Source organism: Paracoccus sp. FO-3, from assembly GCF_006386455.1.
GTDB classification, from domain to species: domain Bacteria; phylum Pseudomonadota; class Alphaproteobacteria; order Rhodobacterales; family Rhodobacteraceae; genus Paracoccus; species Paracoccus versutus.
This window is the reverse complement of record NZ_VCBQ01000008.1, coordinates 71,234-88,209: the sequence shown is the minus strand read 5'-3', so window position 1 is coordinate 88,209 and position 16,976 is coordinate 71,234. Positions and strand designations below refer to the sequence as shown.

The 16,976-nt window shown below is 62.8% G+C and carries 12 protein-coding genes; 5 read left to right on the top strand and 7 right to left on the bottom strand.

Annotated features, from left to right (window positions below; translation table 11 throughout):
• The first annotated feature begins 864 nt into the window (after window positions 1-864).
• Entirely contained in the window at window positions 865-1,287 is a 423-nt protein-coding gene (locus tag FE811_RS03795; RefSeq protein WP_370362660.1) for an H-NS family nucleoid-associated regulatory protein, read from the top strand.
• 210 nt (window positions 1,288-1,497) lie between these two features.
• On the opposite strand, the gene FE811_RS03790 is transcribed toward FE811_RS03795, so the two are convergent.
• The 4 genes from FE811_RS03790 to FE811_RS03775 form a co-directional block, all read right to left on the bottom strand.
• Window positions 1,498-2,427: a DUF2493 domain-containing protein gene (locus FE811_RS03790; protein WP_140846783.1), complete on the bottom strand. Its 930-nt coding sequence runs from the start codon at window positions 2,425-2,427 to the stop codon at window positions 1,498-1,500.
• 332 nt (window positions 2,428-2,759) lie between these two features.
• Window positions 2,760-3,800, bottom strand: a complete 1,041-nt coding sequence (locus tag FE811_RS03785) for a toprim domain-containing protein (protein ID WP_140846803.1) — start codon at window positions 3,798-3,800, stop codon at window positions 2,760-2,762.
• Entirely contained in the window at window positions 3,800-8,128 is a 4,329-nt protein-coding gene (locus FE811_RS03780) for a strawberry notch-like NTP hydrolase domain-containing protein (protein ID WP_140846780.1), read from the bottom strand. Before FE811_RS03780 ends, FE811_RS03785 begins: the two co-directional genes overlap by 1 nt.
• Window positions 8,129-8,311: 183 nt before the next feature.
• Window positions 8,312-8,719, bottom strand: a complete 408-nt coding sequence (locus FE811_RS03775) for an antirestriction protein (RefSeq protein WP_140846777.1) — start codon at window positions 8,717-8,719, stop codon at window positions 8,312-8,314.
• Between the two features lie 168 nt (window positions 8,720-8,887).
• Here FE811_RS03775 and FE811_RS03770 point away from each other — a divergent pair, with 168 nt between their 5' ends.
• Entirely contained in the window at window positions 8,888-9,178 is a 291-nt protein-coding gene (locus FE811_RS03770) for a hypothetical protein (protein WP_140846774.1), read from the top strand.
• Between the two features lie 498 nt (window positions 9,179-9,676).
• Window positions 9,677-11,173, top strand: a complete 1,497-nt coding sequence (locus tag FE811_RS03765; protein ID WP_140846770.1) for a P-loop ATPase, Sll1717 family — start codon at window positions 9,677-9,679, stop codon at window positions 11,171-11,173.
• Window positions 11,174-11,468: 295 nt separating this feature from the next.
• Here FE811_RS03765 and FE811_RS03760 read toward each other — a convergent pair whose 3' ends face one another.
• The 3 genes from FE811_RS03760 to FE811_RS03750 are packed head-to-tail and all read right to left on the bottom strand — an operon-like array spanning window position 11,469 to window position 14,433.
• Window positions 11,469-11,855 (bottom strand): GtrA family protein, encoded by a 387-nt coding sequence (locus FE811_RS03760; protein ID WP_119746558.1) that lies wholly within the window; start codon window positions 11,853-11,855, stop codon window positions 11,469-11,471.
• Entirely contained in the window at window positions 11,849-12,853 is a 1,005-nt protein-coding gene (locus FE811_RS03755; protein ID WP_219848863.1) for a glycosyltransferase family 2 protein, read from the bottom strand. The genes FE811_RS03760 and FE811_RS03755 overlap by 7 nt, the downstream gene beginning before the upstream one ends.
• A gap of 8 nt (window positions 12,854-12,861) precedes the next feature.
• Complete coding sequence (locus FE811_RS03750; protein ID WP_255469628.1) at window positions 12,862-14,433, bottom strand: glycosyltransferase family 39 protein; 1,572 nt, start codon at window positions 14,431-14,433, stop codon at window positions 12,862-12,864.
• A gap of 123 nt (window positions 14,434-14,556) precedes the next feature.
• Between FE811_RS03750 and FE811_RS03745 the strand changes: the two genes are divergently transcribed.
• On the top strand, window positions 14,557-15,228 hold the full coding sequence (locus FE811_RS03745; protein WP_119746555.1) for a response regulator transcription factor: 672 nt from the start codon (window positions 14,557-14,559) through the stop codon (window positions 15,226-15,228).
• 10 nt (window positions 15,229-15,238) lie between these two features.
• On the top strand, window positions 15,239-16,630 hold the full coding sequence (locus FE811_RS03740; protein WP_140846767.1) for a HAMP domain-containing sensor histidine kinase: 1,392 nt from the start codon (window positions 15,239-15,241) through the stop codon (window positions 16,628-16,630).
• Window positions 16,631-16,976: the final 346 nt, after the last annotated feature.

Here is a 16,976-nt window from a genome sequence, read left to right as displayed (position 1 = left end):
ATCGAGGCGCTTGCGCCGGTCTTCGGCTAGATCAGCCATTGACCGAGGCCTAATGGGCGGCGCGCGACCGTGCCAGCGCAGGGGGAGAGACCCACGGGTGCCATGGTAGCTGCCCGCCCGAACCGCTCGGGAATAGACCGGCGAAACCGATACGTCCGGGCCAGACATTCTGCGGGACCGGCGCCGGAAGACCCGCGCCACGAGCCCGCGACCGATCCTCGCCGGGCATCGTTCGCCGGTAGAGGGTGCTGACCGGGACGAAGGTTTGCACGAGACCGGCAAGCTCGGCCCGCAAGCAGGCGAGATGTGCGCACCCACCGCCGATGTCATGCCGGTTAGATGATGGGGCAAGGGATCGGCCGGCCGGGTTCGCGCCTGATCCCAGAGGAGGCGACTGCATCGCGCGGCCTCCCCGAGGAAACCGGGCGAGAGGCGCAACGGCCTGATCGGAGAGCGGCATGGCCGCCCGCCGCCCGCGCCAGGGATCGTCGCCCGAATGGGGGGAGACGGCAAAAGGTCGGCTCCAGTCCGAAGGACCAGAGCCCGGTCCCGATGAAATCGGGAGGCGCTAACAGCATTGAGGCTGGATTGCCGAAAACCTTGAGCACCCCGCCGCGAAACTAACTTCCCATCCAAAAATCCATTGCGCGATTTCATAAGGGCGCGGGGACACAGCATCGCAACACGCGACCCGGTGAATGAATGCGCCACGCAAATCGCCAATTCCATCGCACTCCGCCACGCCGCGTCACGGCATTGTTTCGAGGTGGAACAGGCGGCAAATTTGGGATTAACTGCGCCCATGGCAATCCGGGGGGCACAGCTATTTCCCTGGCCCCGGACTGCGAACAGGTGCCTCAGGACATGCGTCATTGGGAACCGCTATGGCAATTGAACGCACCGCATGAAAGGACCATCAAAGATATGAAAAAAGCAGTCAAAGCCGCAAAAGCCGAGGCCCCCAAAGCTGTCGAGATCGATCTGGACAACATGCCGCTCGCCGAATTGAAGGCGCTGCAGAAATCGGTCGCGAAGGCGATCGACGGTTTCGAGGCGCGCCGCCTCGCTGCGGCGCGGGCGGAACTGGAAGCCAGGGCCAAGGAGCTTGGCGTGACATTGCAGGAAGTGGTCGGCGCCACGGGCGCAAAGGCAGGTAAACCGGTTGCCGCCAAGTTCCGCCATCCCGAGAACCCTGAACTGACCTGGTCGGGCCGCGGCCGCAAACCGGTCTGGTTCGCGGAAGCGCTCGATTCCGGCAAGAGCGAAGAAGATCTGCTGATCGCCTGATCCACGGATCTGCGCGGATGCTCGCGTGCGGCCCCGCCTGGAGAAGCCAGGAGGGGCCGCTGGCTTTCACGAGGCCGGACTTATCCCCAGAATCTGTGGGCGGAACTGTGGGCAAACCGCCCGCGCCACAACCCCCACCTTGCCATAAGCCGCCCTGCCCGAAATCCGGGCAGGGCGGATGACCGGGCTTCCCGGTGAGTGAAGGGGCGCTTACGCGCCCGCTCCGAGTCTCATGACCGGGATGCCCAGCTTGCGGGCCTTGTCGGCCAGGTTTTCCTGGATGCCGGTTCCCGTGCAAGCAAGAACCCCGATCGGCAGGCATTGCAGCATGGCGTCGTTGCGCCGGAAGGGCGCGGCCTTGGCATGCTTCGTCCAATCGGGCCGGAAGGCGATCTGGCGCACATTGCGGGTGTCGGCCCATTTCGCGGCGATCAGTTCGGCGCCCTTCGGCGATCCGCCATGCAGAAGCACCATGTCGGGATGCTTGGCGTGGACCTGGTCGAGCCGGTCCCAGATCAGGTGGTGATCGTTGAACTCCGCGCCGCCGGTGAAGGCCACTTTCGGGCCCTCGGGCAGCAGCACCTCGGCCTCGCTCCGGCGCTTCGCGGCCATGAAGTCGCGGCTGTCGATCATCGCCGAGGTCATGTTGCGATGGCTGACCATCGAGCCGCTGCGCGGGCGCCAGGCCGAGCCGGCATGATGCTCGAAGGCCTCGGCGGCGAGGTCGCGGAAGAGCTCCATGGCGTTCCTGCGCTCGATCATCGTCTGGCCTTCGGCGGTCAGGCGCTCCAGTTCGACGGATTTCACCTCGCTGCCATCCTGCTCCTGCTGGCTCTCGCGCTGCGCCTGCTCGTTCGTATCGAGCACGCGCTCGATGCGGGCCACGGCGCGGTGGAACAGGTTCACCGTGCCCCAGAGCAGTTCCTCGAGATCGGGCTCGAGCCGGGTATCGCCGAGCGTGGCGACGAAGGCGTCGAAGATATCGGCGACGGCCTGGGTGACGGCATCGCCCGCGGGCAACGGCCGCGGATCGGGCTCATCCTGGCCGGGATGCCAGCCGTAAAGCTGCAGCTCAGCCAGGGCATGGGCGGTCTGGGACAGGGTCTGGGAGGGCTCAAAGCCGGTCTGGTGTTCGGTCATCGTCGTCAGGCTCCTTCGCGGACAGCCGCGCGCCGCGCGCGGCCTTCATGGCGGCGAAAGCCCACGGGCCGGCAGGACAGGCAGCCCTCGCGCCCGCGCGAGGGCCTTGATGGCCGGGTCCGGCTTTTTTATTCGCGATGCAAAGCGCGGGCCGCGGCAGGCCCGCGCGGCGGAAAAAAGCCGGTCCCGCGCCATTGCCTTTCCGGCCGGGCTGTGGGCCGCTCGCCCTCTGAAGAAGGCCGTGCGCGCCGGCTCTCCTCGCAAAGGTACCCGTCTACGGGACCGGGACCCGCGCAGCCGATCCTCCCCGCCCCGTCCCGGTCGCCTCGCCTTCAGCCGGATGCGAAACGGCCGGCATCGCCGGGATGAAGCTGGCCCCGCAGCCGCTCCCGAAGCAGCTCCGGCCCCAACCGGCGCAGATCGTCGTTGAAATCGCCGCGCTCGGGCAGGAGATCCCATGCCTCGATGCCCTGCTCGACGGCGCGGCTGGCCAGACGGTCCAGCGCGCTGTCGCCGGCGGGATCGCGGTCGCGCAGGATATAGAGCCGGCGCAGCTGCTCCGGCAGCAGGAGGGCGGCGAGATGACCGGCCGAAAGCGCCGCCGCCGCCGGCAGGTCCGGGATGGCTTCGCGCAGGGACAGCACGGTCTCGATCCCCTCGCCGGCGGCGAGAACATCCCGGGATTCGCCGAAGCGGACCGCATGGCCGAGCAGATCGCCCATGGCCCGGCGCGGCGGAACGACATCGGCCTTGTCCAAGCCGGAAGGATCGAGCCAGGTGCGATGCGCACCGGTCTGACGGCCGGCCAGGTCGGTGACGGAAGCGATCAGCGCCGGGCGCGGCTCGACAGGTCCACCATCTTCCGGTCGATGGTAGCAGCGCGGATGGAAGCGCAGGGAGGAGAGACCACCGATGGCCGTGATGCCGCGATGACGCAGATAGGTCTCGGCCAAGGTGCCGGCGATCGGCCGCGACATGCGAAACAGGCGCCGCGCTGCCTCGACCCGGTTGCTGCTGCGCTGGCCGGAGGCCGGACTTGCCGGCAGGTCGACAGGTTCAGGATGCGGCTGGCCCAGAAAGCTGCGGGCCTCGTCGGCGATGTCGCGGAACCGGGCCAGTCCCATACGCTCGCCGATGAGGTCGAGCAGATCGCCATAGGTTCCGGCTGCGGGATCCTGCCAATGACCGGCGGCACCCTTGCCCCGTTCCGGGCCGGTCAGGCGCACGAACAGGCTGCGCCCGGGATTGTTATGGACATCGCCCACGATCCAGTAGCGGCCGGAGCGGCGCCCCGCGGGCAGGTAGTGGCGGCAGACCGCCTCGGCCTGCCGACCGAGACGGGCCGCCAGATCGGCGGCGGTTTCGCGGCCCATCATGCAGCCTCCCGTTCCGAGACCCGGCGGACCGGCCAGCGCTCGAGGATCCGGGCCAGAACCGGGATGCCGCTGGCATCGGCCGGCACGAACATCCTGAGCTTCCAGGAAATGATCTCGTGGAACAGGCCGAAGGCGGTCAGCTGCTGGCGCATCCGGTCGTCGAAGCCCGAGAGTTCGATCCGCCATGCGCCCATCACCCGGCTACGGCGCAGTTGCAGCCCTTCCTCCAGATCGAGGATCGTGCGCCCCTCGGTCAAGGCGGCATGCGCCTGTTCCGGCGAGAGCGCGGTGATCCCGGTGGTGGTGGCGTTGGCGGCCCAGGCCGGCGAGACCCGGCGGCCGATGATGCGCTCACCCTCGTCGGTCTGGAGCCGGTAGATCCGGGTGGAATCCTCCGGCAGGCGCTTCCAGATCGGCAGCAGCAGCCCGGTCACCATATGCAGCGTGGACTCGGTGAACTCCGGCACCTCGGCGATCTCGCCTTGCCATGCCGTTCGGAACGCGGCCCCATCCGCAGGCGCCCAATGCGACTCGGCGAGACGGCTGGCGGCGATATTGAAGCCCTCCATCGGCCGGATCAGCCGCACCCGGCGGATGATCTCGCCATCGTCCAGCATGATGCTGGTCGCCGGGATCTCCACCGCCGCCCGGCCGGAACGCTCGTTGACCAGCAGGCGGGCCTTCGGCTCCTGGCCAAGCCAGTCCAGCGCCTCGGCAAGCGGCAGGGGCGTGTTGCGCTCGCGCTGGCGGATGGTCAGCAGCCGGGTCTCGGCCCCGGTCCGGGCATGGGTATGGATCACCTCGCGGCCGGTCACGGCAAAGCTTTCGGCGCTGAGCGTCTCCAGGCCCATGTCGTAGACCCCGGCGGCGATGGCGCCTTCGATCTTCGCAGTCAGCAGCGCCTCGAAGGCGGTGAAGAGGATGCCCTGCATTTCGATGGTCAGCGCCAGAAGGCGGTTGAGGAAGGTGGTGATCGGCGGCAGGTCGTCCTTGACCCCGTTCGCATCCATCAGCTTCAGCCCGGTCGCCGCCTCGAAGCGTTCGAGCGAACAGCCCTCGACCTTGCCGCGCACCAGCAGGATGTAGAGCTGGCGCAAGGCGTCGCGGGCATAATGGCTTTCGAGATTGTCCTCGGGCCGGAACAGGCCCTGCCCGCCGGTCTGGCGCTGGCCGCGGGTGATGGCGCCGAGCGTGTCGAGCCGCCGGGCGATGGTCGAGAGGAAGCGTTTCTCGGCCTTCACATCCGTGGCCACCGGCCGGAACAGCGGCGGCTGCGCCTGGTTGGTCCGATGCGTGCGGCCAAGACCCTGGATCGCGGTATCGGCCTTCCATCCCGGCTCCAGCAGGTAATGCACGCGCAGCCGGGTGTTCTTCCCCGAGAGTTCGGCGTGATAGGACCGGCCGGTGCCGCCGGCATCCGAGAAAACCAGCACGCGTTTCCGGTCGTCCATGAAGGCATGGGTCTCGGAGAGGTTGGCCGAGCCGGAACGGTTCTGGACCACCAGCCGCTCGCCCTTGCGGATGATGCGGCGCGATCGGCCGGTGACCTCGGCCACCATGTCGGTCCCGAAATGCTGCACGACCTGGTCGAGCGCGCCGGGCACGGCAGGCAGGCTGGCCAGATGCGCGATCAACTCATCCCGCCGCGCCACGGCCTCGCGGCTCTCGACCGGCTGGCCATCGCGCATGACCGGGCGCGAGAACATATTGCCATCGGCATCCGTATAAGGCTCGTAGAGCTGCGTGGGAAAGGAATGCTGCAAATACCCGAGGCAGGCCTCCCTCGGCGTGATGTCGATGCGGACGTCGTTCCACTCCTCAGTCGGCAGTTCGGCCAGCCTGCGCTCCATCAGCGCCTCGCCGGTCGAGACGATCTGGATCACCGCCGCATGGCCCGCTGCCAGATCCTCCTCGATCCGCTGGATCAGGGTCGGGGTCTTCATGCTGGTCAGCAGATGGCCGAAGAAGCGCTGCTTGGTGGACTCGAAAGCCGAGCGGGCGGCGGATCTGGCCTGGCGGTTCAGCGTGCCGCTGCTGCCGGTGATGTTCGCGGCCTCCATCGCCTTGTCGAGGTGACCATGGATCACCTCGAAACCCGAGGCATAGGCGTCGTAGATTCGGATCTGCTCCGGGGTCAGCCGGTGCTCGACCAGGTCGTATTCGACGCCATCGAAGGAGAGCGACCGGGCGGTATAGAGCCCGAGGGCGCGCAGGTCGCGGGCCAGCACCTCCATGGCGGCGACACCACCATCCTCGATCGCCGAGACGAATTCCGACCGGGACGCGAAGGGGAAATCCTCGCCGCCCCAGAGCCCGAGCCGTTGCGCATAGGCGAGATTCTCGACCGTGGTGGCGCCGGTAGCCGAGACATAAAGGATGCGGGCATCGGGAAGCGCGTGCTGGAGACGCAGGCCCGCCCGGCCCTGTTGCGAGGGCGAGACATCGCCGCGCTCGCCCTTGCCGCCGGCGGCATTGGCCATAGCATGGGCCTCGTCGAAGACGATCACCCCGTCGAAATCGCTGCCCAGCCAATCGACGATCTGTTTCACGCGGGATTTCTTCCCGCCGCGGTCGTCGCTCCTGAGCGTGGCATAGGTGGTGAAGAGGATGCCTTCGGGCAGCATGATCTCCTTGCCCTGCGGGAAGCGCGACAGCGGCGTGACCAGGAGCCGCTCCATGCCGAGCGCGGACCAATCACGCTGTGCATCCTCGATCAGCTTGTCGGACTTGCTGATCCAGACCGCCTTGCGCCTGCCGCGCAGCCAGTTGTCGAGGATGATGCTCGCGGCCTGTCGGCCCTTGCCGACGCCGGTGCCGTCGCCGATCATGAAGCCGCGCCGGAACCGAACGCTGCCGGCGACCTCCTCCCGCGCCAGCGTCACCACGTCGAATGTCTCGTCGACCTGCCATTGGCCGGGGAGATGTTCGGCATGGGCCTCGCCGGCATAGATCACCGTCTCCAGCTGCGCCTCGGACAGAAGCTCGTGGATATTGCCGGGCAGAAGGGGCCGGTAGGAGGGTTTGGGCGGCGCGACCGAGGCCATGGCGGCCGATTGCACCAGCTTCGTCGGGTGCGGCCGGGCGCCGGGAATGCGGATGGTCTGGAGGCCGTATTCCTCGTAGATGGCTTCGGTGAGCCGGGCGCCTTCGGCGGGGGACCAGTCGCGGGTCTCGTAGACCAGTTCCCGGCTCTCCTCGCAGGGCGCGCCGGCGGCAACCGGACGGGGCTGCGGGGCGCGCTTGCGCGCGGCGAGTCGCGCGGCCGCTCTGCGGGTCGGTGCGGCGGGCAGAGCGGGATGTTCGACCGGCGACCGGGGCGGGACATGATCCGTGATCAGGCCCATCAGCGTCTCGACATCCCCGGCTATCGGCAGCGAGGCCGGAAGCCGCGCCGGATCCTCGGTGGGAATCCTGTCGATGACGGTCAGCCGGGTCGGAAAGGTGGTGCCATGCCTGGCATAGACCGCGCCCGCGATCGGCGCCGTGAACCGGACGCGGCCACGCTCCTGCAGCCGCGCAAAAGCGTCGCGCCAGGCCGGGCTTTCCGGCGCAAAGCCCGCGCCGGTGATGGCGACCAGACGTCCGCCGGGGGCGAGCCGCGTCAGGGCGGAAGCGACATGGCGGAAGGTGGTGTCGGCCACCCTGCCCTGCACATTGGCCATGGCGGAGAAGGGCGGGTTCATCAGCACGACGCTCGGCACCAGATCGACCGGCAGATGATCATGGATCTGAGCGGCGTCGAAGCGGGTGGCCGACGCACCCGGAAAGAGCGCGACCAGCAGGTCGGCGCGGGTTTCGGCAAGTTCGTTCAGCATCAGCTGTCCGCCGGCGATCTCGGCCAGGATCGCCATCAGGCCGGTGCCGGCCGAGGGCTCAAGCACCACGTCACCGGGGGTGATCGCCGCAGCGGTCACGGCGGCGAGGCCAAGCGGAATCGGGGTCGAGAACTGCTGCCACGTCTGCATCTCTTCCGAGCGGCGGGTCTGGGATGGCAGAAGCCCCATGATCCGGGTCAGCAAGGGCAGCATGTCGGGCATCGAACCCGCCCGGTGTTGAAGCGCGGGACCGTATTTGCGCAGAAACAGCACCGTCGTCGCCTCGCAGGCCTCATAGGCAAGCTTCCAGTCCCAGGCCCCGCTCGTGTCGGAGGCACCGAAGGCGGTTTCCATGGCCGCGCGAAGCGCCGGGGCATCGACGCGGTCGCCGCGTTCGAGCATCGGCAGCAGCAATTGTGCCGCCGCCAGGACGGCGGCGGCGGGGCGCGCAGCAAGCTGCGCGGGTGCAGGCACCGCGGATCTGGCCGCAGCGGTGGAAATGGCATTCATCGGGATTCTCCTGTGCGAAAGCTGATAGGAGCCGCGTGGCGCTCTCTCTGTTCCGCCCGGCTCACCCCTTCCGGCCCCCCTCCACCTCTGGTGGCCGGGTTGGCGGAACAAAAAATGAAAAAGCCCCCGGCTTGCGCCGGAGGCTGTCGGAAGATTCGCATTCAGGAACGACCGCCCTGCCGATCAGTCGATCGCCTGGAAGATCTCGCCCGCCTCGGGGTGCCTGGCGGCGTAATCGTAGAGCCGGGCAAATCCCTCGCTGAACCGGTCGTCCGTAAAGCGGAAGCTCAGATGCGACAGGGCGAACAGCGTCGCGATGATACCCGCCGCATCGGCAGAAACTTCACCCTGATAGCCGTTGTCCGGCCAGGACATGCGGAACCGGGGTTTTGAAGTCGGGGCGAGATAGAGCGGCTTGCCGTCGAGTTCATAAAAATCCCAGGCCCCGCCGCCGTAATCGGGGCTGAGCCGGTCCATCAGGCCGTAGAGCGTGTTCTCGGCGACGATCAGCCGGCTCAGGCCAAAGAGGGTGGGCAGGAAGTTCAGGCGCCTGTCTTCGGGCACCAGCGTCGCGGGGCGGAAATCCAGCATGGATCAGGTCTCCGGGAGGCGGAAAAGGGACCGAGCCGAGCGGCGCTCTCCCATCTCCGCTCCAGCTCGACCCTCCCCCCCGACTGACCTCTTCCTCTCGGCCGCCCGGTTAATTTTGTTCCCTGTGTGTTCTATATTGAAGCCATAGCCGAAGAAGGGAGATCGCCGATGGAAACCGCCCCCTTTGCCCTGCCGGTCACGCCGCGCCAGATCGCCTACGCCAGATCGCTGGCCACGCGGAACCGCACCCTGCTGCCCTGGGAGGTTCAGCAGGATCGCCGCTCGCTAAGCACCTGGATCGATGCGCAGGCGAGAATGTCGCCTGTCGCCGCAAATGAACCGACCTCGAAGCAGGTGGCCTTCGCCGAACGGATCGCCCGGATCAAGCGCCGCGCCGTGCCGGACGAGTGCTTCCGGGATCGGCAGCTGCTCTCGCGCTGGATCGACAGCAATCGGTGAGAATGGGGGGGCAGCCTGAACCGACGGACGGCCTCGGCTTGGCCGGGCCGTCAGCGCCCCAAGACCCCGAAGCAGGACATGGTCCGATCTCCAAGGGCGACTGTCAGAATCCAGCAGCTTTTGATTCGCGGGGCGTTGGAAAGCAGGGGCTGACGGACAGGACCAACAGGCATTTCCATCCCAATCGCCAGCCGACGCTGACCCCTGTGCCGGCCGGAGCGCGTCTGGTGCCGGGACGAAGCTGCCGTTTGCAGGTGCCGCGCGACCAAGCGCAACATCGCCCCCGAACCGACCCGCAGGGCGGGAAGCGGACGGTCGGCGCGATTCGCTGAGCTGGCCGGTGCAGACCTTGGGCGGTGAACCGCCATTCGCCGCGTCCTGGCCGAACGTCAGAGATGCGCAGACCCCGCTCGCGGCACCAGAGAAACTTCATCTTGCGGCTCGTAACCTGTGTGAGTACAGAAAGGTATTAACTTTCTTTGAAAAATGGAGCGTCCGTTGCAAGAAGAGATAAAGTTTGACGACTTCTGCAAAGGCTTCGGATTTAAATCTTACCCGTTCAACTTCTTCACAGCTGAAGACGAAAAGGCGCGGCAGGGTGAGCTGTTTGTAACCACAAAGCTCTACAGCCCACTATTGGAAGCCTTCGAGGCGGGGAGTACAATGTTGCTAAGTGGCGACAGGGGCACTGGGAAAACGTCTATAACATATGACTTCATAAGACGATCGGACAATCTGCACCTGCTGTGCCAGATTGATGATTTCAGCAGCTTACCCCAATATTACAGCGAGGCGGATTTCTATAAATTCATAACTTGGCACATGGTCAATGCATTTTTTGGAGGCATAGGAGAGCTGCGTTCTGCAGGAGGGAAACTCACTGAGGATGAAAAGATACTGCTCACGTACTTTTATGTGAACTTCGCTGCGGACGCAACTCGTGGACTTGTAAAGCGGGCGGCACGAGATATCCAGATTCCAAAATGGAAGAGGATACTGCAGTCTTTTTATAACTCTGTGCGCAACCCACTTAATATCGCTGCAAATGTGGGGGTGGCGATTGCCGCGGATGTCGTGGCAAGGGCTTCTGGAGCCAGCGCCGAGGTAAAGGCTCAGGTTTCCGAATACTTTCCCGAGGTATCCGCTGGCGTTGAGGCTGAACTTCCAAAAGCAGATGATACACTAGAAGCGCTAAGGCGATTCTCTGGTCTCGTGAAGAAGTGTGGATATAAGCGCATAGTTGTAGTCTTGGACAAAGTTGACGAGGATCCGAGGCTCGACAATGATGCTGAAGAAATTTCAGAATTCATTTTGCCTATCCTTAGTAACAATAAGTTTCTCTTGGACGACGGCTTCCAAGTAGTCGCGTCCTTATGGGTCGTCCCACTTAACTTTATTAAAGACAAGGTTCGCACACAGAAGGTATATAGCCCAGAAATTGTGTGGGAGTTTCCCGACTTAAAGGCCGCATTAGATCAAAGGGTGAAGGTGTTTTCTGAGGGACCTGCGCGGAATTTCTCGAATATATTCAGAGATTCTGTTTCGGAAAGTGTTAGAGGCTCAATATTGGACCTAAGTAATCGAAATCCGAGAGACCTTTGGCATTTGATGAATAAAATTTTTCGCGCCCAATATCGTATAGACGCGAAAGTCAAGGAGATTTCAGAAGCCGCGGTGCACGAGGGAATGCGGGAGTTTGTTAGTAAATTCAACTTCTATGAGTATTACCCAAGAAAGGCCAATGCCAGAAAGAACTCTATGGATGTATATTCATACATAAAGCATCTTTTGAAGCTGGACGCTGTACGCTTTACTAGAAATCAGCTGAATGACAAAGCTGGGACTGGAAGCTCCACTCAAAATTACACGGTAGGAATGGAAAACCTTGGTTTGATTGAGAGGGAAGTTGCTGACAAAGGTGAAGCCGTTTATAGGATTCGCGATCCAAAAATAAAATATGCAATTGAAAACAGCATTGACATATCAAAGGGCTGATTGAAGTTGCGCTTTTCCAATTTCGTTACCAGCCTTGGACCTTTCATGAGAGCGCGTAATGGTTACAAAGCACTTGGGCGCACCCAGCGACTGTGCTCATGTAACATTGGAAGGCAGCGATGGGGCCGACACCGGTCATCCGCTGCGCCTGGTTCGAATGTCTGGAGAGGGCCGGACTTACACCGCTGAATGTTGAAGATATTCAAGGCGACGCTCGACTTGTATCAGTCGCCGCGTGATCTCGCGACGCCGTTGATTCTGCCATCACCAATGCCCCTGGCAGGCGCGGCGTGGCCTATCGTGCGTGACCGCTCCCTGCAAACGCCCAAGTGCGCGACAGGATGAACGTACAGGCAGCCGCAAAGGCGGTCGAGATCAGAACGGCAGCTTCGAGACGAAACAACCCGATGCCCTGCAATAGGAACAGGACAATTTCATTTGCTAGAAATCCGATTGCCGCCACCATAGCGAATCGTCCGAAAGTCTGGGTCGCGGACGAACCATGTCCGGCGAAGGTGAACAGATGGTGACCAGAGAAACTGACCATGAAGGCAATCAGGAAAGCAACAGTGTTGCTGATCAGCGGAAGCATGCCAAACCAGACAAGGCCGATCGCGACGCCCAGATGGACAAGGGTCGCCAGGCCCCCGGTCAGGGCGAACCGCGCGACCGCGCCTAGCATTCGGATGACGCGGCAATCGTGACATCCTCGGCGATCAGATAGCCGGGGCGACCTTTCACCTCGCTGAAGACCCGCGCCAGATATTCGCCCAACATACCGATGGACATCAACTGGATGCCACTGAAAAAGAAGATCGCCACTGCCAGCGTGGACCAGCCGGGCACAGCATGGCCGAGCAGCAGCGTGCGGCCGGCTAGAAACAGCCCGTAGAAGATCGACAGCATGGCAAGGATCATTCCGATGCCGGTCCACATGCGCAACGGCCAGTCGGTGAAAGCGGTCAGCCCGGTCATGCCCAGTCTCAGCAGTTCGCGGAAGCGGAACTTGGTGCTACCCCCGCCGCGTGGCTGCAACTCGACCGGGATGGCAAGCGAGCGGAAACCGACCCAGGCATAAAGCCCCTTCATGAAGCGATTGCTTTCGGGCAGCGCGCAAAGCGCATCGACCACCTTTCGATCCATCAGCCGGAAGTCCCGCGCTCCGGCAGGCATTGACACCTCGCTGCCGATATTCAGGAAGCGGTAAAAAGCGGCGGTACAGCGGCGCTTCAACCAGCTTTCATCATCACGATGGGCGCGGACGGCGTAGACAATCTCATAGCCTTCTCGGTAGCGCTCCAGCATCGTATCGACATAGCGCAAAGGCTCTTGCAGGTCGGCGTCGAGAATTACCACGGCTTTGCCCGTCGCATGACGCAGCCCAGCCATGATCGCCTGTTCCTTGCCGAAATTGCGCGACAGACGCAGCAGGCGAACCGGCAGGTCCCATTGGCCGGATGTGACCAGTTCCAGCGTTTCGTCGCTGCTGCCGTCATCGACGACAACGATCTCGGAATGCGGCACCAGCCTGTACGCCTTGCGCGACACCCGTGTCAGCGTTTCCTCGATTGTTTCTGCCTCGTTATATGCCGGAATGACAAAGGATAGATCGGGCGCCAATGGCCCTGAATCGAGCATGCGTGGCGTCATGTTTGCCGTTTCGCGAGTGATATCCTGCATGCGGCCCATCATTTCACCTCGTTCGTCGGCTGGGTGACAAACAGGACATGCCGCCCATATTTGCCCAGATTTTCAAGACCCAATGTCGCCGCCTCCGACGCCATGTCCGGAGGCACCGAGAAAGCCACCGGTGCACCGCTGCCGGCCAGTCGCGCGAAGTCTTCGAGATCGATGGCACGCGCTTTGCCCTGGGAATAGAATTCGGCCGAGTAGCTGCGCCCGCCGAGGGTATAAAGCGGCGCACCGGGCATCGCTGCGCTAGCGACCGCGACGAGCCCCTTGTCGGATTTCAATCGGATCTTCTGCGGCGCGAAAGCCGCGCCCGAGGTCAGCGCCAGGAAAAAAGCGAAGATTACCGATGTCGCGATGGCAAATCCTGTTCGAGCTGCACGGCTCGGTTGAGCCTCGAACATCTGCGTGAACAGCACCACCAGCAAGACAGCTGCAGCCGGCAAGCCGGGCAGGACATAGGCGGCAAGAATATTTGATGCAGGCGTGAACAGCAGCAAAGGCGACAACGTCCAGAGCAACAGATAAACCAGCCAGCCCGAGCGATCCCGTCGAAACATCGTGACCGTCTTGCCGAAGCGGGTCAGTAGCAAGGTGGCAACCAAGCTCCAAGGCAGGGCAGCCATCTGCCAGAACAGCCAGATCATGCCCTTGGCTTCCCGATGGCCAGACCCGTACAGATCACCCTGCCAGCCGGGGGTTAGGAAACGCTGAACATGCTCTCCGATCAGGAAGTAGCGCAGGAAACCGGGCGTGGCGATTTCGGCGGCGACATACCAAGGCGCGGCCAGCGCTGTCAGTAATACCATGCCGCGCGCCCATGGCAGCAGGCGCAGCAGGTGCCAGTTCCATGTCAGGGCCAGCCACAGCATCAAGGGAATGCCGCTCAGCACAACCGCCACCGGCCCCTTGGCCAGCATACCAATTGCCAGCCCTAGAAAGACGCCATAACCCCAACGACTGTTGCCACCTCCGACCGCCTGCCAGAACCCGACCATGACGAGCGTCGTGCAAAGAACCATCGGCATGTCGGTCATCACGAAACCCGAAGCGCCAAAGAACATCGCCATCGTCGCCAGCACCGCCATGGCAACCAACGCCGTATTGCGCCCGACGGTATCACGCACCCACAGCCAGACGAGAAACAGAACCGCCAGCGCGGTCAGCAGGATCGGCAACCGAGCGGCCACTTCGTTCACGCCGAACAACTGCATCCCCCCTGCCGACAGCCAGGTATGCAGCGGCGGCTTGCCCCAGAACGGCACGCCATAGTCGAATTGCGGTGTCAGCCAGTTCCCGGTTTCAACCATCTTGCGGGCGATTTCGCCGTAACGGGCCTCGGTCGTGTCGGTGAAAGGTACGGCAAACATTGCCCAGAGCCGCAGGAGCCCGAATCCCGTCAGAACTGCCACCAGAAACCGGCGGGTCGGGCCATCCAACTGCATATCACGCAGCGTCGGTCGCACATTTGGGCGGGTTCGGGCCACTGCCGCGTGGAGAGGCACATGGGCCTCATCTATTATTGTCATTTTGTCCTGCTCGATAGGCTGACGGTTCGTGTCAGCCGCCATCTATCAAGAACGATCTGTCAGGGGTGTTGCCGGAACTATACCAATCCGTAATGTCCCGACGTCTTGACCCAAACGCACAGCGGGCTATCCCTGCGGGCAGACAAGATATGGAAAGCAGCAGCCATGCGCGTCCTTGTGGTCGAGGACCATGCCGAAACGGCCGACTACATCGCCTCCAGCCTCCGGGCGCAGGGGCATCTGGTCGATCATTGCGACAATGGCCGCGAAGGTTTCCTGTCGGCGCTGGACAACAGTTATGACGTGATGATCTTTGACCGCATGTTGCCAGGTCTGGATGGGCTGACCCTGATCAAATCCGTGCGCGGCGCAGGAGTCGAGACGCCGATCCTGATCCTTTCGGCGATGGACGGGATCGACGACCGGGTCGAGGGGCTTGAGGCGGGATCGGACGACTATCTCGTCAAGCCATTCTCGTTTCAGGAACTATCAGCGCGGCTGGCGGCGCTGACTCGCAGGCCGCCACTGAAAGCCGAGGAAACCGTCTTACAGGTGGCCGACCTGGAAATGAACCTGATCCGCCGTACGGTCACGCGGGCGGGCATTTCTCTGGACCTGCAACCACGCGAGTTCCGCCTGCTGGAATATCTGATGCGCAATGCCGGCCGGGTACTGACCCGCACGATGCTGCTGGAATCGGTCTGGGATTTCCATTTCGATCCCAAGACCAACGTCGTCGAGACCCATATCAGTCGATTGCGTAACAAAGTGGACAGGCCCTTCGAGATCGAGTTGATCCATACCGTCCGCGGTGCCGGGTATAGCCTGCATGGCTAGGGCCGGCGGCATGTCTCGCTTCCTGCGCTCGACCTCGGCGCGGTTGTCTCTGCGTTTTGCCGCACTTTACGCCATCATCACTGCCCTCGTCTTTGGTCTGACCTACCACTTCGCGGATCGCGAAATCAGCGAATGGGTACTAGACCAACTTGCGGACGATTCAGCCGGTTTTGCCAATCTTTACGAAAGCGAAGGTCTGGACGCGGTTCAGGAAAAGCTTGGCGGATTTGCCGGGTTCAATTTCGAGGATTATCGGATCTATCTGCTTCAGGACGCGGATGGCAACGTTCTGACCGGAAATGTCGATGCCATCGACTGGCAGGGCAGCAGCGGCTACGTCCCGGTCAATGCAATCCAAGCCGAAAAGCCCCGTTATGACGATGTGACAGGCTACCTGCTTCATTCGGCGCAGCTCGGCCCGAACCGGCTGACATTGGGCACAAGCACCTATTTTCTTGAAGAGCTGCGCGAGGTTTTAGGTCGCGGATTCCTTGCAGGTTTTATCCTCTTGCTGCTTACCGGTTTACTGGCCGGGGTCATTGTCGGCCGCAGAACCGAACGGCGGCTGACCCGGATCTCCACGACGCTGAAATCAGTGGCATTGGGGCAATTGGATCGACGCGTCCCCGTCACTGGCAGCGATGGCGATGACCTTGCCCGTATGGCAGATGAAATCAACCGCACCATCGCACAGCTTCAGCAGATGGTCGAAAGCCAGAAACAGATTTCGGCCGATATCGCCCATGACCTTCGCACGCCCATGCAACGCCTGCGACAACGGCTGGATGTGCTTCTGAATGCGCCCGACCTGACTTCCGAGATCAGGGAAGATGCGGAACAAGCCGTGGAGATCGCCGACGATCTGATCGAGACATTCCACGCCCTGCTGCGGATCGGGCAGATCGAATCCGGTCAGCGGTCAGGTCGGTTTACCGCAGCCCCGCTTGCCCCGATCCTCGCCCGGATCGAAGACGCCTACGGCCCCGTCGCCGAAGAAAACGGTCAAACGCTGAGGTTTGACATCGAAGATCAGGACGCGATGGTTCAGGGCGATCAGCAACTCCTGACCCAGATGATCGCAAATCTCGTTGAAAACGCCCTGCGTCACTGTTCATCAGGTACGCGGATCGAGGTAACGCTGTCGAGGGTGGATGACAGCGCCCTGCTTCAGGTTTCCGACAATGGTCCGGGCATCCCCACAGCAGAACGCGACAAGGTTTTCCGCCGTTTCTATCGCCTCGAGAAGAGTCGCACGACCCCGGGCAATGGCTTGGGACTCAGCATGGTCAGGGCGATTGCCGAATTGCATGGCGCGGTGTTGACACTGAACGATAATCATCCGGGCCTGCGCGTTCTGGTCTCGTTTCCGCCTATTGCTCGCGAAGATTGCGAACCCCGCTGATTTCTATCGTTTTTGGGTTCGCTGTTATGCTACGGCTGCGAATGGCAGGATGCATCCGAACAATGCCGCACTTGATGCGTTGCACCGCCGACCTCCGCACCTCCCCCGACCTTCTTCAGCCCTCGCAACCGCTGTGCTGATTCCGCACCCGCGACGAGCGGTATCAAGGTCACAGATCAATGACTTCCACCGGCCAAGAATTGCTGCGACGAACATGTATGGCTGGTTTGGTGACGCCACATAGTGGCGCCGAGACTATATCGAATGGCAGTAAAGGGCCGCGAGCGCCATGCTATACCGCCAAAGTGATTTGGCTGCACGCCGCTCGACCGCTTCGAGCCCATTT